The following is a 19,401-nucleotide window of genomic DNA, read 5'->3' on the forward strand; positions in this document are numbered from 1 at the left end:
TAAAGATTTTAAAAAGTCATATTGTTTTTACTCTTTAAAAATGATTGTTAAACAAAAATTATATCTTAATAAATTACTAATGAAAAAAGTTGATGTCTCAGGCCTTAAAAGCAAAAGTTTCTTTTTTGCAATTTCTCTTGTATTTATTACAATGATTAGCATGTATGCGTGCAAAAAAAACCAAACCAATAATTTTTTAGATACCTCTTCTAAAAAAACATATACCACCGATAATCACAAAATTAATTACAGTTCGAGTGTGGGGGATAGTATATTGAATTTTAATATTCAGATTTATAAAATCTCTAATAATGTAAAAGAAATAGATGAATCTTTTGAAATTGATTTACGCAAAGCAATTTTTGAAAAGGACATTTATGAAATTCTTTCCAATAGATCACAAAACCCTGAATATAACAACCTGCCTGTGTCTGAAGTAAGAACAATTTGTAAATCTTTAAGGTCAATGATTTATGAAAATGCAAAATCTCTGACGCCAAAGGAAATGAGCGACCCAAGAATTGAGGGTTTATCTATTGGATTATCTTTTGTGAGAAGAATACTTAGTAGTAAACTAGGATTATCCCAAAATTTGAAACAGAAGGGATTTCGATCGCGTGAAAGGGTGAGTAACGTAGATGATGAACCTGATATTCCTACTTATCCACCATTTAATCAAGATGTTTATGAGGGATATAATCTCGGAATGTCTTCATTTGTACTTAATGAAGACATTATTGTAAACAAGGCCCAATTGGAAGCCGTGATTTCGCAAGATCTTATTTCAATGACTATTGATGATAAAGGACTCTATGTTTTTCAAGAGGTATTAGAGAATATGAACGGATCAATATTTACACTTAGAGATCTTTTGGCAGAATTAGATGATTATAGAAATGAACATCCTACTTCTAGTTTTAGCTGGTGGCCACGTGGAAGTTCGCATGGTTGCTGTGGTAATTATAATGGGCCATGTTATTACTGGAATGCATTATGTTATATCCACGATGTGATTTGTAGAAAATGCCAGCCAGCATCGTTTTGCTTGTCTGGATGTGTTCCAGATGTAAGTACTAATATTGATATAGAGCCGTTTACTTTTATTGAAGATCAGGGCAGTGGTGCTGGGACTAATATCTCTCTGTTACTCCCAACACCATTGCCTTTTTATGCCTATTACCTGACTAGTTTAACACAGTATAACCCAGAAAATGAACCGTTGGATACACCTATTTTTTATAATACTTCTGATGGAAAATATTATTCTGATGCACAGTTTCAAAATGTATTGATTGACGCATATTACTTTATCGACAATTATGCTTTGGGTAAATATTATCTAATTGTTGGAGGAAAAGTTGATAAGGTGGGATTTGCAGTTTATTAAATTAATGAGCAATCTAGTTGAATATTCTATTGAAAATAACCGGTTAAAGCCCCCAATTGGGGCTTTAACCGGTTATTGTTTTTTTACCGTTTTCAATATCATCAGGTTTATTGCATTAAGCGAATATCCGCTGATGTTATTCTGTGTCATGACTAATGACTGATCATAAAGAATAGGGACTATGTTTGCATATTCGACAATCATCCTATCCATTTTCTGGTATAACAAGTATCGCTTTTCGTTATTACTTACATAATAGCTTTCTTCAAACAGTCGGTCAAAATCATCGTTAAAATACCCCGTGTAGTTGGGGCCATTGGGTACTTTGTTTTTGGAATAAAACATCGCCAGATAATTCTCTCCGTCCGGGTAATCGGCTATCCATGATCCTCTGAAAAAGTTGACTTCATTTTTAGAGATGAGGTCTCTTAAGCTGGCGCTAGGACTCACGTCTACTTTTACACGAATGCCAATGGCGCCCAATTCGCCTTGAATAAACTCAATTAGGTCTTTGTAAGTTGTAGAAGTGCTTAAGGTAATTTGGGGCATACCTTTTCCATCAGGGAAGCCTGCTTCTGCAAGTAATTCTGCTGCTCGCTGCGGATTATAATGATAGCCTTTAACGGCTGTGCTGTCGAAACCGGGCATTCCATGTGGGATAAAACCAGATGTAGCGGGCATACCAATGCTATTTCTTAAATATTTAATCAGCTTAGGTTTGTCAATTGCATAATTGATCGCCTGCCTTACTTTTTTAAATTTTAGAGGGGAGTTTTTTGCAATTGCTTTTGAGGTATCTACCAAAATACCTACATATTCTGTACATAAGTAAGGTCCTTTTCTTAATTGAAATTTGCCTTTATATTTGCTCGTCATTTTGCCGCTTTTAGTCAGGATATCATCGCGGTAGCTGCCATCTACCTTGTCAAAAAAGTCAAGCTCTTTTTTTATGAAATTCATGAAAGCACTTTGCTTATCGCTAATAAAGGTAACTTTTACAGCATCGAGATAGGGAAGTTGTTGGTTGCCTTCTTTTTCCCAATAGCGTTCATTTTTTAACATGACTAGTATTTCGTCTTCTTTCCAGTATTTAAATTTAAAAGGACCTGTGCCTATTGGGTGGCTTCTGAAATCTTTGCCGTAATGTTCTACAATTTCCCAGGGTACAACAGCGCAATACTGTGTGGTTAACAGATTGATGAAAGCAGGAAAGGGCTTGACGAGCTTTACCTGAAAAGTGCTGTCATTTAGTGCGATGAAGCTATTTTGGTCTTTTACTTTATCGCTAAAAATCCATCCTCCAGATGAGGCTACCTTCGGATCTATAAGTCGGTAAAAACTGTATATAAAATCTGTGGCTATTACCTTCCGGCCTTTTCCATTAAGGAAAATAGGGTCGTCGTGGAAGTAAACATCATTGCGTAGGTTGAAGGTGTAGGTTAAGTGATCTTCGGAAATTTTCCAGGTTTTTGCAATGCAAGGTAGTGGAGTTAATGTGCTGTCTACCTGTACCAATCCATTAAAGATTTGATTGATCATCCAGGTGGCGTTTTGATTGCGGGCAAACGCGGGGTCGAGCGACGTGACATTTTGGTCAAGGTTCATATTAAACACCTTTTTATCCGTATCGGCTGATTTTTGCTTACAGGACAGCAGTGTTAAAATCAGCAAGGTATAAAAAATATTGTTTATCATACGGCACATCGGTTCAGGAATAGTAATTTTGCACAAAGTAATAAATATATCGATATGTCTTTTTTAAATGCGGTTATAAATAAGGTTAAAGATGAAGCCTTGCGCGAGCAGCTTCAGGAACGCGTAGATTTAATCCAGCATAAAATAAAGTTTATGGATAAGGTTCCGGTTGCTTGTCTGGATACAAATAACCAGTTAAATTATGGTTTAGAGGAAGTGATTTTAGCTGCGGGTGGTATGTATCAGGATTTCATCAACACAGCTAAAGTGGTTATTTATATGGAAAAAGGGACCACTATGCTGGAGCTGATGGGCCTTGTTCCGCCATTATTGGATAATAGCTGGCCTGCTGTTGAATACAATCGAGTCTATTTAATGAATGGACAGGATTTAGAGATGGATGATGCTGAAGATCTGGTTACTGCTCTTGAGGATATCGCCGAAATGCTTTATCCTGGATTCTTTGTTTTTGGAAATGAAGGGATTGATTGGTTGAGCTTTAAAACGCAATAAATTTATCCATTTGCTGACCTGTAAATTTTAAGGTATCTTCTTTAAACAGATCGCCATTTTCGTCTAGTTCGATCTTAATCGCAGAAATGTGGATCCTTAATGGGAGCACATGAAGGTGTAGGTAGCTACAAACTCCTCCAAAGTGATCTATTCCTCTAATGTTTCCGTATTTTCCTGAAGATACGCCTACCAGAGCGGCTTTTTTATCGTAAAAACTTTCAGGGAAATTGCAGGCATCAATAAATGCTTTTAGTACGCCAGGGAAGCTGCCATTGTATTCGGGGATGATAAAAAGAAACTTACTGGTTGCGGCAATCATTTGTTGAATGGGCTCAAATTCTGGACTCCTTTTTCCGTAAAGGTCAGAGGCTATGAGTGTTTCGGGAAGATCCTCCAGGTTAAACAGGTTAGTTTGTAATCCTTTTTCTGCTAATGTTTTCTGGTAATATTTTGCGATTTTTAGTGTATTACTTGCAGGTCTGTTTGTTCCTGATATGATGGTTATCATGCGAAAATTGTTAATAAGATGTGTAAAACACTTGCTGCATTAATGCTAGTTTTGCCATTTAGTTTGTATCTTAGCTAATCGTTAAAATATGCCTAAAACAATACAAAAATAGCATTTTTTATAGATTTACTTCAATGTAAATTAAGCCTTAAGTAAATAATTGGTAATTATTAAAAAGATAAATGAGTAAAATTATTGCATTGGCAAATCAAAAAGGTGGTGTAGGTAAAACGACTTCATCTATAAACTTAGCAGCAAGTTTAGCCGTACTGGAATACAGGACTTTATTGGTCGACGCAGACCCTCAGGCCAACTCTACCTCCGGTATTGGTTTTGATCCAAGAAATATCAAAAATAGCATCTACGAATGTATCATCAATGATATAGAACCGATGGATGCGATACAAAAAACAGAAACGCCAAATTTGGATCTGTTGCCAGCGCATATCGACCTGGTTGGTGCCGAGATCGAGATGATCAACCTCAATAACAGGGAGTATAAAATGAAAGCTGTTATGGAGAAGATCAGAGATCAGTACGATTTTATTATCGTTGATTGTTCTCCCTCGCTAGGTTTAATTACCATCAATGCACTTACAGCAGCGGATTCTGTAATTATCCCTGTTCAATGTGAATATTTTGCATTGGAAGGTTTAGGTAAATTGCTAAACACAATTAAAATTGTACAAAATCGTTTAAATCCTGAATTGGAAATTGAAGGTATTTTGTTGACAATGTATGATGTGCGTTTGCGTTTATCGAACCAGGTGGTTGAAGAAGTAAAAACGCACTTTCAAGAGCTTGTTTTTGAAACGATCATTCAAAGAAATACCCGCTTAAGTGAGGCCCCAAGTTATGGTGTATCTGTAATTATGCACGATGCAAACTGTAAAGGAGCTATCAATTATCTGAACCTGGCACGTGAGATCGTCCGTAAAAACGGATTGGTTAAGGAAGTGCAGGATGTAAATACGGCAACTATATAATTATTTTTTAATGACATCTTTTCAGCGAAAAACAGGTTTAGGCAGAGGATTAAGTGCGCTTTTGGATGATAGCGATTCCGTTAATCCGCCTAAAAGCGAGGTTAACCCGGTTAGTGAAACCAGGCAGGAAAGCCACCAAAACAACAATAGTATCGGACTGATCAATATCAGTGCTATAGAGACCAATCCGTACCAGCCGCGTACCGAATTTGATCAGGTGGCTTTAAACGAGTTGGCCGAATCTATTCGGGTGCAGGGGCTTATTCAGCCGATTACGGTTAGAAAACAAGGCGAAAATCAATATCAACTTATATCTGGAGAACGTAGGTTAAGAGCTTGTAAGCTTGCTGGACTTACCCAGATTCCTGCTTACGTGCGTAGTGCCAATGATCAGCAGATGCTGGAAATGGCGCTTATTGAAAACATACAACGTGAAAACCTGAATGCTATTGAGGTAGCACTTAGTTTTCAGCGTATGCTGGATGAATGTAACTTAAAACAGGAGCAGCTTGGTGAGCGTGTAGGTAAAAACCGGACTACGGTAACCAATTATCTGCGTTTGCTGAAATTACCTCCGGTTATTCAGATTTCTATTCGTGATCAGAAAATATCTATGGGTCATGCGCGTGCGCTGATCAATGTAGATTCTGAAGAAAAACAACTTTTTATCCATCAGGAAATTATTGATAAAGGCCTTTCTGTTAGGAAAGTGGAAGAATTGGTTAGAAGCATCAACAGTGTTGAGGTGAAACCTAAGTTTCAGCTGAAATCCAAAGCAGTGCCTTTTGAATATCAAAAATTACAGAAGGACCTGGCCTCTAAATTTGCGACCAAAGTGAAGCTTAAAGTAGGGGATAATGGTAAAGGCGCTATTGAGATTCCATTCATGTCTGATGACGATTTAAACAGGATCCTAGAGTTATTAGATTGGTAATGCATAAAATTTTGCTGTTATCGGTCTTCTTGTTTTTTGCTGCTTTTGCTGCAAGAGCCCAACAAAAACTGACCAGTAAGAAGGATAGCGCCACGTTGGAAGTTACAACAACTGATACCGTAAAACCTTATGTAAATGTGGGTAAAATTGCCGGACGAAGAGCCGCTATCCGATCGGCTATGTTGCCAGGTTTGGGGCAAATCCGAAACGGACTTAACATTTACAGAGGTCTAAAAGTTGCAGGTATTTATACCGGTGCAACTTTGCTTACGATTTCCTATATGGATAATACTAAGCAATACAACATATTTGCTGATGAATTGGAGTATCGGGCTACACATGGAGATAAATCTCCAGAAGGAAGTCCTTATGCAAATTCTCCAACCGATCGCTTAATTTTAGCAAAGGACACTTATCGAAGAAACAAGCAAGTGATCATTTTCTCTTATGTAGGCTTATACTTATTGAATATTGTAGAAGCTTACATTGATGCACGTTTGGCTAATTTTGACGTAGGCGATGTAGCGCGTATAAAAATTAGGCCCGATTTGATGAACTCAAATCAGATGTATGGCTTCAATAGCTTTGCGCCGGGAATGAAAATCGCAATTACCTTTTAAGTAGAATAAAAAAGAAATATAAACTAAATGAAAATAGCTTTACTTGGTTACGGAAAAATGGGGCAAATCATTGAAAGGTTTGCTTTAGAAAGAGGCCATGAGATTGTCCTGAAGATCAGTATTGACAACACGGAAGATTTAACTACTGCTAACTTGTCAAAGGCTGATGTAGCTATAGACTTTAGTGCTCCTGCTGCTGCACTCAGCAACATTCATGCTTGTTTTGATGCCAATTTACCAGTAGTGGTTGGTACTACAGGATGGTATGGTGAATTGCAGGAAGTGAAAAATGAATGTTTGAGTCGTAACAATACCTTACTTTACGGGTCAAACTTTAGTATAGGGGTGAATTTGTTTTTTCATATCAGTAAAGTGATGGCAAAGCTGATGAATGATTATCCTGCTTACGAAGTTCAGGTAGAGGAAATTCATCATACACAGAAATTAGATTCTCCAAGTGGTACAGCAATGACACTTGCTGAAGATATCATTGAGCAGATGGACCGCAAATCTGAGTGGGTAAATGAAGAGGTAGGTACTCCATTTGATGATGTGGTTAAGAAAAATCAGCTGTTGATTGAATCCCACAGAATTGAAAATGTGCCGGGTACCCATACTGTGCTGTACAGTTCGGAAGTAGATGAAATTGAATTAAAACATACTGCCCATAACCGTTCCGGCTTTGCGCTTGGAGCAGTAGTGGCGGCAGAGTGGTTACAAAATAAACAGGGCTTTTATAATATAGCCGATATATTTAATTTTAAATAACAATATATGAGTTGGAAATTCTGGCAAAAAAGTAAAGACGATAAGCCAAAGAAGAAAAAAACAAAAACCCGTGAATGGGTAGATGCTATCGTTTTTGCGGTGGTTGCTGCGACTATCATCAGGGTGTTCTTTATCGAGGCTTATACGATACCGACTGCCTCTATGGAAAGGTCTTTGCTGGTTGGCGACTTTTTATTTGTTAGTAAAGTTAATTATGGAGCAAGGGTACCTATGACTCCAATTGCATTCCCTTTTGCCCACCATACAATGCCAATAACTGGTACTAAAGCTTATTGGGATGGTGTACAATGGAAGTTTCACAGATTACCAGGTTTATCAGATATTAAAAGAAATGATGTTGTGGTTTTTAACTATCCACAAGGTGATACTGTAGCGCTGGAGCAGCAGGATGTTGATTATTACCAGATGGTAAGATCTGAAGGATGGGCAGCAATTAATAGTCGCTATACCATTGTAAGCAGACCTGTTGATAAAAGAGAAAATTATATCAAACGTTGTATTGCTATAGCAGGTGATACCATAAGCATGGCCAATGGGTTGGTAAGTGTTAATGGAAAAGCTGAACCATTAAAAAATACTGGTGAGATTAGCTATGAGGTGGTATTTAAAACTCCAGATGTGAATCCTTCAGTTTTTGAAGATTTAGGATTTAACATTTCGGATGATATCAGAAGCACCATGACGCCTAATGTATATACATTTAATGGAACTGCGGAGATGATGGCCGATGTGAAAAAATTGGACTTCGTGCAATCTGTAAAAGTATTTACTGCCCCTCCTCATGAGCGTGAAGGTGATATTTTCCCGTTTGACCGTAATAGAGATTGGAATGTAGATAACTTTGGGCCTATCATTATTCCTAAAAAAGGATGGACGGTTAAATTAGACAGTGTTACTATGCCACTTTATGAAAGAAGCATTCGTATTTATGAAGGCAATAAGCTGGAAAAATCAGCTACTGGTTGGCTGATAAATGGTAAAGCTGCAGATAGCTATACCTTTAAAATGAATTACTACTGGATGATGGGTGATAACAGACACAGATCTGCAGATTCTCGTTATTGGGGTTTTGTTCCTGAGGATCATATCGTAGGAAAAGCATTGTTTATATGGATGAGTTACGATACCAATGGTTCGTTCTTCAGCAAAATCAGATGGAGTAGATTGTTAAGAGGCATTCATTAAGATAAACCAGCTATTCCTAATTTAAGGGCTAGCTCATTCAAATCATTCACAACGGCATCTATTAAAGGGATGCCGTTTTTTTTGCGCTCATTTTCAAAGGCATACTCGGGTTCTCCGGGAATGATTACTTTCTTTTCAGGATCGATGGTTTTAGCACTTTTAAAACGTGTGATCCAGTTGTCAAGATGGTCTTTAAAGTCTTGTGCCGGACGGAAACCGTCAACGCGCATTGCACCAAAGAAATGACCGATACCTTCGCCTACAGGATCTGTTGGTGGCTCCAGGAAAGCAACAAAAGGAGGGACCCATGGTCCGTAATTAGCACCAGAGAGCACAGCTGATAGAATGTCAACTGTAGCACCTAATCCATAACCTTTGTGGCTCCCGTGGTCTTTATCGCTTCCCAAGGGCAATAATGAACCGCCTTCTTTTAGCTGATGTGGGTTTATAGATGTTTGTCCTTCCTTATCTTGTACCCATCCTTCAGGGATAGGCTGATTAGCTCTTTGCGCAATTTCCAACTTACCGTTTGCTGCGGCAGCGGTTGCCATATCTACCACTACCGGTGGATATTTGCCAGCAGGGAAAGCATAACACATCGGATTGGTGCCTAATAACCTTTCATTGGCATACGTAGGTGCTACCAATGGACTTGCATTGGTCATGCTGATTCCTATCATATCTTGCTCAACGGCCATTAGTGCATGGTAACCTGCTATTCCAAAATGATTGGAGTTTTTTACTGCAACCCAGCCACTACCATAGGTTTTTGCCTTCTCTATTGCAATTTTCATGGCAAAAGGAGCGACCACTAAACCTAGTCCTCCGTCACCGTCTACAGTAGCTGTCGTAGCGGTTTCGTGGACTACCTTTACCATAGGAGTAGCATTGATTCGTTTCTTCTCCCAGAGTCTCACATAGCCGCTTAAACGAGCTACTCCATGAGAGTCAATACCTCTTAAATCTGAGCGTAATAAAACATCTGCGGCAAGCTTTGCATCGACTTCCGGACATCCCATAGTTAAAAAGACATTTTCGGTAAAACGACGCAGGTTATTTTCGGTAAAAGTGTAAAATTTCATGGTAATTAGGCAAATAATACGGTAAACTGGTGGTCTAACGGTTTAAAATAGGCAACCAAAGAATCAATAAACTCGTCACCATATATTACATACATTGGTGCAATATTTAACACCCTTTCTTGTAGTACTCCTGTTGGGAAAAGTTTGTCCTTTAAGCTCTCGATTTGAGCAAGGGAGGTTTTATGCTTACGCTTTTCGGCTCTTAGCATTTTTTTCTCTAAACTTGAAATGAGTTTAAGTGCTCTTGTTTTTGCTGCATCAGCCGATTGAGAAAGCGTTTTGTCAATCTTATAAGCATTTAGCTTAATCTGATCAAAAACGGCGCTGATTGCACGTTCTTCATCATTTAAAGAGAGCTGCAGGTTGACATGCGAGCGTACCCATTCATTTTTTATACTTTCAGTTTTGGCAAACAGGTTTTTATAACTGATACCAAGGATCTGCATTCTTTCTTCACTTCTGCTATCAATTACCATTGCCGAATTGCGTAATAATACGATCGGGAAATCAACTTTATAATGCTCAAAGTTCGACTTTAACTGTAGCCAGTAAGTCAGCTCAGCACCTCCGCCTATATAAGCTAGATTGGGTAAAATCACCTCCTGGTATACCGGGCGCATAACCACATTCGGGCTAAATCTTTCAGGGAAATTACTGATTTCAGTTTCAAGCTCTTCTTTATTAAAGCTGATATCAGTATGCATTACATTGTAGCGGCCATCTTCTTCCACAATACGTTCCCGTAATTGATCTGTCATGTAGAAGAAGTTGATCTCTCTAGGGTTTACCTGTGGCTTATGACCAAGTTCTTCCAGTTTTGAATTGCTGTCGGAAATAAACTTGAAGCTATTTTGTTCAGTAATGTCCTGGTATATAATTGCAGCGAATTGTTTTTTTAGTTGAGGATCATCTGCATCAACGCAAACCAATCCATACTCACCAAATAGGGCATCTACTAATTCGCGTGTGGCATCACTTAGTTTTGCATTATTGGTGTAAGCAGCTTCGACCAATCGGGATAACATGAGTCCTTTTGTGCCAATGCCTAAATAACCTTTATAAGCAGTAAGGGTTTCAATAATATCTTTAGTATTTAGCCTACCGGTAGCTCCGGCAGCCTGCTTATTCCAGGTCAGCATTTTGTCCTCAATTTTCACATGATTGATTTCCTCAAAATCATGATCTTCTGTAGCCATCCAATAGACAGGGACAAAATTATAGTCTGGAAATTCTTGCTTTAATTCTCTGGCCAGATTTATAGCGGTCACTATTTTATAAATAAAATAAAGTGGACCGGTAAAAATATTCAGCTGATGGCCAGTAGTGATGGTAAAGGTGCGGCTATCTCCCAATCGTTTGATATGCTCAGTGACCATTGGCGTTGTTTTAACAGACGCGTATTGCTTTTTCAGCGTATCCACCAATACGGATCTATCCGCATTATAATTACGATTTTTAATGGCTTCAGCGAAGCCATTAAAATCCGGGGTATATTTATAGAAAGACTTTAACTGATCTTTTCCGCTGATGTAATCCAGTACAATTGCAGAGAAAGCATTCGTTTCCTGGTATGGTATGTATTTAGCCTGCATTGCTACGAATTTAAGTTAATAAACCATAATTCTTAATTTGCGGCTTTTATTTTACAATCTGTCCATATAGATCAAAGTCTTCAGCGCGGTCTATTTTTACCTGTACAAAGCTACCATTTGCGGCATAACCTGTACTGGCATCAATTAGGACCTCATTGTCAACTTCTGGTGAGTCAAATTCGGTACGACCAATGAAGAAGTCTCCTTCTTTTCTGTCTACCAAAACTTTATAGGTTTTGCCAATTTTCTCTTGGTTAATGTCAAAAGATATTCCCTGTTGCAATTCCATAATAGCATCTACACGTTCTTGTTTTACTTCAGCAGGTACATCATCTACAAGATCATGTGCATGGGTTTTCTCTTCGTGCGAGTAAGTAAAGCAGCCTAGTCTGTCGAAACGAGTTTCTTCAACCCAGTTCATCATCTCTTCGAAATCCTGTTCAGTTTCACCTGGATAACCGCAGATTAAAGTAGTACGCATAGCGATACCCGGTACTTTATCTCTGATCTGGTTTACAATATCAATGGTTTTTTGTTTGGTGATACCACGACGCATTGATTTTAGCATATTGTCTGTGATGTGCTGTAAAGGCATATCCAGGTATTTGCAAATGTTCTCGCGTTCATTCATGGCATCTAAAATTTCCATTGGGAAACCAGAAGGGTAGGCGTATTGAAGTCTGATCCATTCAATACCGTTTACATCTGATAGTCTACGCAGTAATTCATCTAGATTACGTTTGCCATAAATATCTAAACCATAATAGGTCAGATCCTGTGCAATCAGTATTAATTCTTTAGTTCCGCCTGCTGCTAATATTTTAGCCTCATTTACCAGTTCCTGCATATCGCGGGAAACATGTTTTCCGCGCATTAATGGAATGGCACAAAAAGAGCAGGGACGGTTACAGCCTTCTGCGATTTTAAAGTAGGCGAAATGAGAAGGGGTAGTCAATAAACGCTCTCCAATCAGTTCGTGTTTATAGTTTGCCCCTAGAGAGTGCAATAAATTATTTAGATCATTGGTTCCAAAGAAGGCGTCTACATTGGTAATCTCGGATTCTAATTCTGGTTTGTAACGTTCCGACAAGCATCCAGTTACAAAGACCTTTCCTACTTTACCTTCCTCTTTTAGCTGACTGTATTGCAAGATGGTATCGATGGATTCTTGTTTTGCATTGTCGATAAAGCCACAAGTATTGATGACAACAATATCGTCTTTACCCATTTTATTAGCTTCATGAACCACATCCATGCTATTGCCGCGCAGTTGTCCCATTAAAACTTCAGAGTCGTAGGTGTTTTTAGAACAGCCTAAAGTGATGACATTGATTTTTGGTTTTTTAACGGGGATTATTTTGGAAGTGTTTTTTGTATTCATGTTGTAATATTGGGTATTCTTGTAATTTTAATGTTGTCGCTTTTTATTTAAATAAGCTGTCAACAAATGCTTTTTTATCAAATAATTGAAGGTCGTTCATGCTTTCGCCTACGCCTATATATTTTACGGGGATTTTAAACTGGTCTGAAATGCCAATTACCACACCGCCTTTTGCCGTACCATCAAGTTTAGTGATGGCCAATGCATTTACGTCCGTAGCTTCAGTAAACTGTTTGCATTGCTCAAAGGCATTTTGTCCTGTAGAGCCATCTAGTACCAGCAATATTTCGTGTGGGGCAGAAGGGATTACTTTTTCCATCACACTTTTAATTTTGCCCAACTCGTTCATCAAACCGATTTTGTTGTGTAGTCGGCCGGCAGTATCAATAATAACTACATCTTCTCCGTTAGCTACGGCTGATTGTAGCGTATCATAAGCAACAGACGCAGGGTCTGAACCCATTGCCTGCGCAACTACGCGTACACCAACGCGTTCACCCCAAAGTTTAATTTGCTCTACAGCAGCAGCTCTAAAAGTATCAGCTGCACCTAAAACAACCTTAAGGTTTTCGGCTTTTAGTTTATGTGCCAGTTTTCCAATAGTAGTAGTTTTTCCTACACCATTTACGCCTACAACCATAATTACGTAAGGCTTGTGCTGGCCATATTCAAACTGTCTAAAGTCGTTGCTGTTGTTTTCTGCCAATAGTAACTGAATCTCGTCACGCAATAGGTGATTCAGTTCAGTAGTAGATAAGTATTTGTCTTTAGTTACACGTTGCTGTATACGGTCGATGATTTTTAATGTTGTATTTACCCCAACATCAGAAGTAACCAATACTTCCTCCAGGTTGTCGAGCACATCATCATCTATGGTAGATTTACCAGCAACAGCTTTAGTGATTTTACTAAAAAAGCCTTCTTTAGTTTTTTCTAATCCCTTATCCAGAGCCACTTGGGCTTCAGGTTCAGTTTCCTTTTTCTTGAAAAAATCAAATAACCCCATACGAATGTATAATAAAACAAAAAAAGCCCTCCCGGTAAAAAGGGACGGCTCTAATATTATAAAATATTAAAATTATTTTTTAGATGCAATAGCATCTTGAACGTGATCGTTGTGAACAATAACTTCTTTGAAAGAATAAGATCCTTTGTCAGATTTAGTCATTGTAATAACTTTCGAATATTCTTTTCCTTTACCCGTTTTAAGGGTAGCAACTACCTTTTTTGCCATGATTTAATGGATTGTATCTAGTTAATAAACTAAATTGATATTACTTAATTTCTTTGTGAACCGTTACTTTTCTCAATACCGGGTTGAATTTTTTCAATTCTAAACGCTCAGTAGTGTTTTTACGGTTTTTAGTAGAGATATATCTAGACATACCAGGCATGCCGCTAGTCTTATGCTCTGTACACTCTAGAATAACTTGTACTCTGTTACCTTTTTTTGCCATTTTATATACTATTAAGGTTGATTCACATCAACCAATGTTATTTACAAATACCCTTTTTTCACGAAACGACTGATCGCTTCAGTAATACCAATTTTGTTGATGGTTTTGATTGCTGAAGTAGATACTTTCAGTGTTATCCAACGATCTTCTTCAGGAATATAAAATTTCTGAAGTTGTAAGTTGGGATAAAACTTACGCTTAGTTTTAACGTTTGAGTGAGAAACATTAAAACCTGTCATTGCCATTTTTCCGGTTAAATCACAAACTCTAGACATGCCTTTATTTATAGTGTTAAATATATTTTCTTAATTTTTTTAAGAGTGTGCAAATATCAATAAAATATTTGTATTCGTCAAGAGGAGTCCGAAATATTTTTAATTTATTTCCAAGGGGTTGGGAGATAAAATCATCATTTTCTTCTAAAGCAGCATTCTTTTAGCTTTTAAGATGGTTGAAAGGGTGGCCTGGGTTTTCATAGTGCCAAATTTATCTTAGAGGGAGCCCTGAAATGGCTCTATTTTTTTATTTGTTTTTCTTCCTTTTTATGGTCTTCTTGAAGTTGCTCTTTTAAAACCTTGATAATCAAATTGAATTGTAATAATATTATAGCTAGTAATTTATGATTAAATCGTAAAATTCGGTACTTTTGGAGTTAGGTGGGAGGAAGGATTTTAATTTAACGTATTCTAAACTTGGATCAGATCAAATTATATACCAGGCAATTGGTTGCCGAAGCATTATCCATCATGCAAAATGGGAAGGTTGATAACCTTCCAGTGTATGATAATGGCAATTTTATAGGGAGGATTACATACAAGGAACTACGCGCTTTTTTAAGGTATAACGGAAAAATGGGGAATATTGATGCCCATAAGATGAGTTTTGAACTTGGAACTGCACTGGTTACCATAAAGAGATTACGTAGTGAAAATGAGCAAAGACCCTTGCGGAGTACAGGAGTTAAACAATTTATGATAGGATTAAGTTCGGTAGCTGCAGTTGTATTCGTTTTACTAGGCCTAAACAGGTTGTTTTTTACACCGGTTAATTCAATTCCTCCTGTTGAAAATAATGCGGCAATCCCTGGTACAAAAAAAATACTGTTGACTTTGTTAAATGGGGATAACATTACCTTAAATGACACTGAAACTGGAGTTGCTGTAATAGGTAATGAGTTACAGTATATTGATGGAGGTAAAGTTGCCGGATCAGCAGGTTTGGTTAGTAAAAGCCAACAGATGATACTGAATATTCCAAGGGGAGGTAATTATCAGATGATATTGCCTGATGGGAGTAAAGTATGGCTTAATGCCGCCAGTAGTTTAAAGTTTCCTTCAACTTTTGCAGGCGCGACTCAGCGCAAAGTGGAGTTAAATGGAGAGGCTTATTTTGAAATTTCTAAGGTTACACGTCCATCGGGTAATAAGCAATCCGCTATCCGGGTTCCATTTATAGTGGTAAGCAATGGTCAGGAAATAGAAGTTTTGGGGACGCACTTTAATGTAAATGCTTATAGTAACGAAAAAACGGTGCAGACCACTTTGCTTGAAGGAAGTGTACGCATTAGGAAATCATCGACAGACAATATGTTGGCAGCAAGTCTGGATCCTTCAACACTCGACTTTATGGGTGGTGTAAAAGGTGAATTAGATTTGGGAGAATCTGTGTTACTTAGACCTAATGAGCAAGCGACTTTGACAAACGATAAAATAAGTGTTAGACATGTAGATGCTGAAGAGGCGATCGCATGGAAAAATGGCGAATTTATATTTAGGAATACATCGCTGGAGAGTATTATGCGAATGGTTACCCGCTGGTATGATGTAGAAGTTATTTTCCAGAACAAAGAGGTCGGTGCAGAGCTTATTGGGGGTACCATAGTAAGGTCTTATAAATTAGCTCAGGTATTACAAATGCTGGAGATGACCGGAAATGTAAGATTTAAAGTTGAAGGCAGAAGAGTTACTGTATTAGAATAATGCTTTTAAAAAAGGGAGTAATTGTTTTCATATTGATGCTACTAGGGATAGCTGTACGTGCGCAAAAGTTAAATTATGTGCAGAAAAATGTATCCTTGTCGCGTTTTTTTAAGGAAATAAGAAAACAAACGGGGGCTAGTGTAGTCTGGAATGAAAAAGGATTCAATGTAAATCAACAGATAGATGCTGATTTTAGGAATGTGGAGCTTAAAACAGCAATCGATCAGATCGCTGCCAAGTTGCACTTTACCTATTCCATGGTTGATAAAATGATTGTCGTAAAGGATCAATTGGTTGTTGCCAACCCTATTGAAACGGTAAAACCGAAGATCGATAATAAACCTGTAGCTACTGAGGAGAAAAAGGAGTTTAATTTGCCTGGGGTGGAAATTATAAGCACCGGTTATCAGCGGATACCAAAAGAACGTGTTACCGGGAGTTTTGCGATGGTAGATAGCGCTCAGCTAAATCGCAGAGTTAGTCCTGATATTTTTAGCAGATTGGAAGGGATTACCAGTGGACTGTTGTTTAATAAAAATACTTTAAATAGTACTTCTGGGAATTTGGATATCTCTATTCGGGGTAGAAGTACAATTTATGCGAATGATCAACCATTAATTATTTTAGATAATTTCCCTTTTAACGGCGATTTTAATTCCATCAATCCAAATGATGTAGCTAACATTTCAGTATTAAAAGATGCGGCATCGGCTTCTATATGGGGAGTTCGGGCTGGTAATGGAGTGATTGTGATTACCACGAAAAGCGGAAAATACAAGCAACCTTTGAAGCTCTCTTTTAATTCTAATTTGACGGTTTCTGGTAAGCCGGATGTTTTTTACAATCCAAATTACTTGTCTTCTAAAGATTTTATTGATGTAGAAACCTTCTTGTTTAACAATGGGAAATATGATGCCGCATTGCTAGATCAGGTTAATTTTCCCGTTGTTTCTCCTGTTGTGAAGATTTTAGATAGACAAAAGAAAGGGCAATCTGCAACGGTAACCGAGCAACAACTTGATGCCTTGCGAGGAAATGACATTCGGAATGAGGAGCTTAAATATTTCTACCGAAACCCTATTTCACAGCAATATTATCTGAATATGAGTAAAGGGACTGACGTATCCAGTCATTATCTTTCTGCAGGTTATGATAGGTCACTTGCTAGTCTTGTGAATAATGAAAACAATAGGATTACAGTAAATACCCAACATTCTGTAAAGCTGTTGAAAAACTTGGAGTTGAATGCAGGATTGTATTATGTAAGAACTAGTGGGAAAATGGATAGTACAATTGCGGGGACTTCAAGTCCAAACTTTACACCTTATTATCAATTCAAGGACGGCAATGGTAATGCCACAGTATTTGAAAGTGCATATAGTGGGGGTTTCAATGCACAAGCTATGGCTAAAGGTTTTTTGGATTGGTCTTATGTTCCTCTGGATGAATTAGGATTACCTTCGACAACTGTGTTGGGTAATGATTTGCGCTTAAATGGCGGTTTAAATTATACATTTCTTCCGGGGTTAAAAGCTGAGGTTAAGTATCTTTACCAGCATATAAAAAATAATTCACAACTTACAAGTGGGCTGGAAAGGCACTTAACAAGAAGCTCGATCAATCAATATGCGATTTTGCAAGCCGGGCAGGTCAGTGGCTATAACATACCTCTAGGTGCAATTCAGTATCAAACAATGCGGAAAGCCGTGTCAAAAAATTTCAGGGCTCAATTAAATTATGAAAAAGATTGGCAAAAACATGCCATTTATGCAATTGCTGGGTATGAACTTTCTGAATTTGATACACAAGCAAACACATCTATTAACTATGGTTATGATAAGCGCACAGGAAGTTCTGTTCCAATTGATGCGGTGACTGTTTTTAATCTAAACCCTTCAGGAAATGGTAAAATAAATACTGGCGGCGATCTTTTCGGGAGATTGGATCGAATTCGATCGTTATTTGCCAATGCCGTCTATATTTATGACCAAAAGTATGTGGTATCGGCTAGTATGAGAATGGACGGGTCAAATTATTTTGGAGTCAAAACCAATCAGAAGAACGTACCATTGTGGTCTGCAGGTGCTTTATGGCATTTGGATAGGGAAGCTTTTTACAAGATGAATTGGTTACCCGTATTAAAATTAAGAGCCTCTTATGGTATTAATGGAAATCTCGATAAGAGCAATACAGGGATAACTACTATTAGAAATAACATTGCAAATGCAGTATATACGAATTTGCCATTTGCTAGCATAGTAAACATAGGCAACCCTGAGCTTCGCTGGGAAAAAATAGGTATAGCGAACCTTGGGCTTGATTTTGGGTTTAAGGATAATGTTGTTTCGGGTAAGGTAGATTATTTTTTTAAGAGGGGGACTGATATGCTTGGTGACAAGGCTTTTTCTGCTAGTACAGGGATAAAGGTGCTACGCGGGAATTATTCTGAAATGAAGGCTAGAGGTATAGATATTTTATTGACTTCTCAGAATTTAAATGGTATTGTTAAATGGCAAACGAATGCATTGTTTTCAACAGTGCATGATTGGGTAACTTTGTATGATGTGATTGAGACTACCGGGGCCTCTTATTTTGATAATAATCTCGCAAAACCATTACTTGGGAAACCTGTTTATGGTATTTACAGTTACAGATCTGCAGGATTGGACCCTTTGAATGGTGATCCACGTGGCTATTTAAAAGATCAGATTAGTAAGGATTATAATCGGATATTGACCGAAACTACAGTGGATGACCTCGAGTATAATGGAGCTGCCCGTCCTACTGTATTTGGAGGGTTGAATAATACAATCTCCTTTCGTAAATTTACGTTTGCTTTTAGTATCAGTTATAAGCTAGGCTATTATTTTAGAAAGCCCTCTGTAAATTATTACAGTATGTATCATTTAGGATTAGACAAGGGCTTGAAAAAGGATTTTGAAAGGCGCTGGCAAAAGTCTGGTGATGAACTGTTTACGAATGTGCCATCCCAAGCGAATTACACGGAAGGCAGCTTTAGGGACATATTTTATCTGAATTCTTCTTCAACTATTGCCAAGGGTGACCATGTCCGTTTGCAAGATATCAGCCTAAGTTTTGATCTGGATGATTCGAATTGGAAAAGTATTCCGGTAAAACAAATGCAACTTTATTTGTATGCGAATAACATGGGGGTCATTTGGAAGGCAAATGATTTTGGCTTGGATCCAGATCTTGTTCCGGGGACAAATGACCGTTTAGCACATCCTGTGCCTATGAATTTTTCACTAGGGATTAAAGTCAGTTTTTAAAGG

The 19,401-nt window shown here is 37.9% G+C and carries 18 protein-coding genes; 9 read left to right on the plus strand and 9 right to left on the minus strand.

Translation table 11 applies throughout. The features are described 5' to 3' along the window. The first annotated feature begins 79 nt into the window (after positions 1-79). Positions 80-1,387, plus strand: a complete 1,308-nt coding sequence (locus EZ444_RS03295; RefSeq protein WP_131607277.1) for a hypothetical protein — start codon at positions 80-82, stop codon at positions 1,385-1,387. Between the two features lie 72 nt (positions 1,388-1,459). Here the strand turns inward: EZ444_RS03295 and EZ444_RS03300 are convergent, their stop codons facing one another. Beyond that, positions 1,460-3,082, minus strand: a complete 1,623-nt coding sequence (locus tag EZ444_RS03300; RefSeq protein ID WP_317130108.1) for an ABC transporter substrate-binding protein — start codon at positions 3,080-3,082, stop codon at positions 1,460-1,462. 54 nt (positions 3,083-3,136) lie between these two features. On the opposite strand from EZ444_RS03300, the gene EZ444_RS03305 reads away from it, so the two are divergent. Beyond that, on the plus strand, positions 3,137-3,595 hold the full coding sequence (locus tag EZ444_RS03305; protein WP_131607281.1) for a hypothetical protein: 459 nt from the start codon (positions 3,137-3,139) through the stop codon (positions 3,593-3,595). On the opposite strand, the gene EZ444_RS03310 is transcribed toward EZ444_RS03305, so the two are convergent. Next, the gene (locus EZ444_RS03310) at positions 3,582-4,103 is read right to left on the minus strand and encodes an NADPH-dependent FMN reductase (RefSeq protein WP_131607283.1); all 522 of its coding nucleotides are present in this window, start codon (positions 4,101-4,103) and stop codon (positions 3,582-3,584) included. The genes EZ444_RS03305 and EZ444_RS03310 overlap by 14 nt on opposite strands. 182 nt (positions 4,104-4,285) lie before the next feature. On the opposite strand from EZ444_RS03310, the gene EZ444_RS03315 reads away from it, so the two are divergent. From EZ444_RS03315 to lepB, 5 genes are read left to right on the plus strand one after another with little or no spacing between them, the layout of a single operon-like run. Then, complete coding sequence (locus EZ444_RS03315; RefSeq protein ID WP_131607285.1) at positions 4,286-5,089, plus strand: ParA family protein; 804 nt, start codon at positions 4,286-4,288, stop codon at positions 5,087-5,089. A gap of 10 nt (positions 5,090-5,099) precedes the next feature. Continuing rightward, a complete protein-coding gene (locus EZ444_RS03320; protein WP_131607287.1) occupies positions 5,100-6,023 on the plus strand; it encodes a ParB/RepB/Spo0J family partition protein in 924 nt (307 codons plus the stop codon). Then, positions 6,023-6,643: a DUF5683 domain-containing protein gene (locus tag EZ444_RS03325; RefSeq protein ID WP_131607289.1), complete on the plus strand. Its 621-nt coding sequence runs from the start codon at positions 6,023-6,025 to the stop codon at positions 6,641-6,643. Before EZ444_RS03320 ends, EZ444_RS03325 begins: the two co-directional genes overlap by 1 nt. Positions 6,644-6,670: 27 nt before the next feature. Beyond that, the gene (gene dapB, locus EZ444_RS03330; protein ID WP_131607291.1) at positions 6,671-7,411 is read left to right on the plus strand and encodes a 4-hydroxy-tetrahydrodipicolinate reductase; all 741 of its coding nucleotides are present in this window, start codon (positions 6,671-6,673) and stop codon (positions 7,409-7,411) included. A gap of 6 nt (positions 7,412-7,417) precedes the next feature. Then, positions 7,418-8,617, plus strand: coding sequence for a signal peptidase I (lepB, locus tag EZ444_RS03335; protein ID WP_131607293.1), 1,200 nt, complete (start codon positions 7,418-7,420; stop codon positions 8,615-8,617). Here the strand turns inward: lepB and EZ444_RS03340 are convergent. The 7 genes from EZ444_RS03340 to rpmB form a co-directional block, all read right to left on the minus strand. After that, a complete protein-coding gene (locus tag EZ444_RS03340) occupies positions 8,614-9,699 on the minus strand; it encodes an Ldh family oxidoreductase (protein ID WP_131607295.1) in 1,086 nt (361 codons plus the stop codon). The genes lepB and EZ444_RS03340 overlap by 4 nt on opposite strands. Positions 9,700-9,704: 5 nt before the next feature. Continuing rightward, positions 9,705-11,291, minus strand: a complete 1,587-nt coding sequence (bshC, locus tag EZ444_RS03345; protein ID WP_131607297.1) for a bacillithiol biosynthesis cysteine-adding enzyme BshC — start codon at positions 11,289-11,291, stop codon at positions 9,705-9,707. A gap of 46 nt (positions 11,292-11,337) precedes the next feature. Then, positions 11,338-12,672 carry a 30S ribosomal protein S12 methylthiotransferase RimO gene (gene rimO, locus EZ444_RS03350; RefSeq protein WP_131607300.1) on the minus strand — a complete coding sequence of 445 codons (1,335 nt, stop codon included), beginning with the start codon at positions 12,670-12,672 and terminating at the stop codon, positions 11,338-11,340. Between the two features lie 43 nt (positions 12,673-12,715). After that, positions 12,716-13,678 carry a signal recognition particle-docking protein FtsY gene (gene ftsY, locus EZ444_RS03355; RefSeq protein WP_131607302.1) on the minus strand — a complete coding sequence of 321 codons (963 nt, stop codon included), beginning with the start codon at positions 13,676-13,678 and terminating at the stop codon, positions 12,716-12,718. Positions 13,679-13,750: 72 nt separating this feature from the next. Then, on the minus strand, positions 13,751-13,906 hold the full coding sequence (locus tag EZ444_RS03360) for a DUF4295 domain-containing protein (protein WP_131607304.1): 156 nt from the start codon (positions 13,904-13,906) through the stop codon (positions 13,751-13,753). Between the two features lie 40 nt (positions 13,907-13,946). Next, on the minus strand, positions 13,947-14,129 hold the full coding sequence (rpmG, locus tag EZ444_RS03365) for a 50S ribosomal protein L33 (protein WP_015809322.1): 183 nt from the start codon (positions 14,127-14,129) through the stop codon (positions 13,947-13,949). Between the two features lie 41 nt (positions 14,130-14,170). Continuing rightward, positions 14,171-14,404, minus strand: a complete 234-nt coding sequence (gene rpmB / locus EZ444_RS03370; RefSeq protein WP_084289430.1) for a 50S ribosomal protein L28 — start codon at positions 14,402-14,404, stop codon at positions 14,171-14,173. A 417-nt stretch (positions 14,405-14,821) separates the two neighbouring features. On the opposite strand from rpmB, the gene EZ444_RS03375 reads away from it, so the two are divergent. Together EZ444_RS03375 and EZ444_RS03380 are read left to right on the plus strand one after the other, a co-directional pair. After that, a complete protein-coding gene (locus tag EZ444_RS03375; protein ID WP_131607306.1) occupies positions 14,822-16,108 on the plus strand; it encodes a FecR domain-containing protein in 1,287 nt (428 codons plus the stop codon). Beyond that, a complete protein-coding gene (locus EZ444_RS03380) occupies positions 16,108-19,398 on the plus strand; it encodes a SusC/RagA family TonB-linked outer membrane protein (protein WP_131607308.1) in 3,291 nt (1,096 codons plus the stop codon). The genes EZ444_RS03375 and EZ444_RS03380 overlap by 1 nt, the downstream gene beginning before the upstream one ends. Positions 19,399-19,401 lie beyond the last annotated feature (3 nt).

The sequence above is a fragment of the Pedobacter hiemivivus genome, assembly GCF_004331685.1.
GTDB lineage: Bacteria > Bacteroidota > Bacteroidia > Sphingobacteriales > Sphingobacteriaceae > Pedobacter > Pedobacter hiemivivus.

What these genes read in the sequence shown, in the direction of transcription:
- EZ444_RS03325 (WP_131607289.1), top strand. Translation starts at nt 6,023, where the DNA reads ATGCATAAAATTTTGCTGTTATCGGTCTTCTTGTTTTTTGCTGCTTTT.
- lepB (WP_131607293.1), top strand. Translation starts at nt 7,418, where the DNA reads ATGAGTTGGAAATTCTGGCAAAAAAGTAAAGACGATAAGCCAAAGAAG.
- ftsY (WP_131607302.1), bottom strand. Translation starts at nt 13,678, where the DNA reads ATGGGGTTATTTGATTTTTTCAAGAAAAAGGAAACTGAACCTGAAGCC.
- bshC (WP_131607297.1), bottom strand. Translation starts at nt 11,291, where the DNA reads ATGCAGGCTAAATACATACCATACCAGGAAACGAATGCTTTCTCTGCA.
- rimO (WP_131607300.1), bottom strand. Translation starts at nt 12,672, where the DNA reads ATGAATACAAAAAACACTTCCAAAATAATCCCCGTTAAAAAACCAAAA.
- EZ444_RS03305 (WP_131607281.1), top strand. Translation starts at nt 3,137, where the DNA reads ATGTCTTTTTTAAATGCGGTTATAAATAAGGTTAAAGATGAAGCCTTG.
- EZ444_RS03310 (WP_131607283.1), bottom strand. Translation starts at nt 4,103, where the DNA reads ATGATAACCATCATATCAGGAACAAACAGACCTGCAAGTAATACACTA.
- EZ444_RS03360 (WP_131607304.1), bottom strand. Translation starts at nt 13,906, where the DNA reads ATGGCAAAAAAGGTAGTTGCTACCCTTAAAACGGGTAAAGGAAAAGAA.
- EZ444_RS03340 (WP_131607295.1), bottom strand. Translation starts at nt 9,699, where the DNA reads ATGAAATTTTACACTTTTACCGAAAATAACCTGCGTCGTTTTACCGAA.
- rpmB (WP_084289430.1), bottom strand. Translation starts at nt 14,404, where the DNA reads ATGTCTAGAGTTTGTGATTTAACCGGAAAAATGGCAATGACAGGTTTT.
- EZ444_RS03380 (WP_131607308.1), top strand. Translation starts at nt 16,108, where the DNA reads ATGCTTTTAAAAAAGGGAGTAATTGTTTTCATATTGATGCTACTAGGG.
- rpmG (WP_015809322.1), bottom strand. Translation starts at nt 14,129, where the DNA reads ATGGCAAAAAAAGGTAACAGAGTACAAGTTATTCTAGAGTGTACAGAG.
- dapB (WP_131607291.1), top strand. Translation starts at nt 6,671, where the DNA reads ATGAAAATAGCTTTACTTGGTTACGGAAAAATGGGGCAAATCATTGAA.
- EZ444_RS03320 (WP_131607287.1), top strand. Translation starts at nt 5,100, where the DNA reads ATGACATCTTTTCAGCGAAAAACAGGTTTAGGCAGAGGATTAAGTGCG.
- EZ444_RS03315 (WP_131607285.1), top strand. Translation starts at nt 4,286, where the DNA reads ATGAGTAAAATTATTGCATTGGCAAATCAAAAAGGTGGTGTAGGTAAA.
- EZ444_RS03300 (WP_317130108.1), bottom strand. Translation starts at nt 3,082, where the DNA reads ATGATAAACAATATTTTTTATACCTTGCTGATTTTAACACTGCTGTCC.
- EZ444_RS03295 (WP_131607277.1), top strand. Translation starts at nt 80, where the DNA reads ATGAAAAAAGTTGATGTCTCAGGCCTTAAAAGCAAAAGTTTCTTTTTT.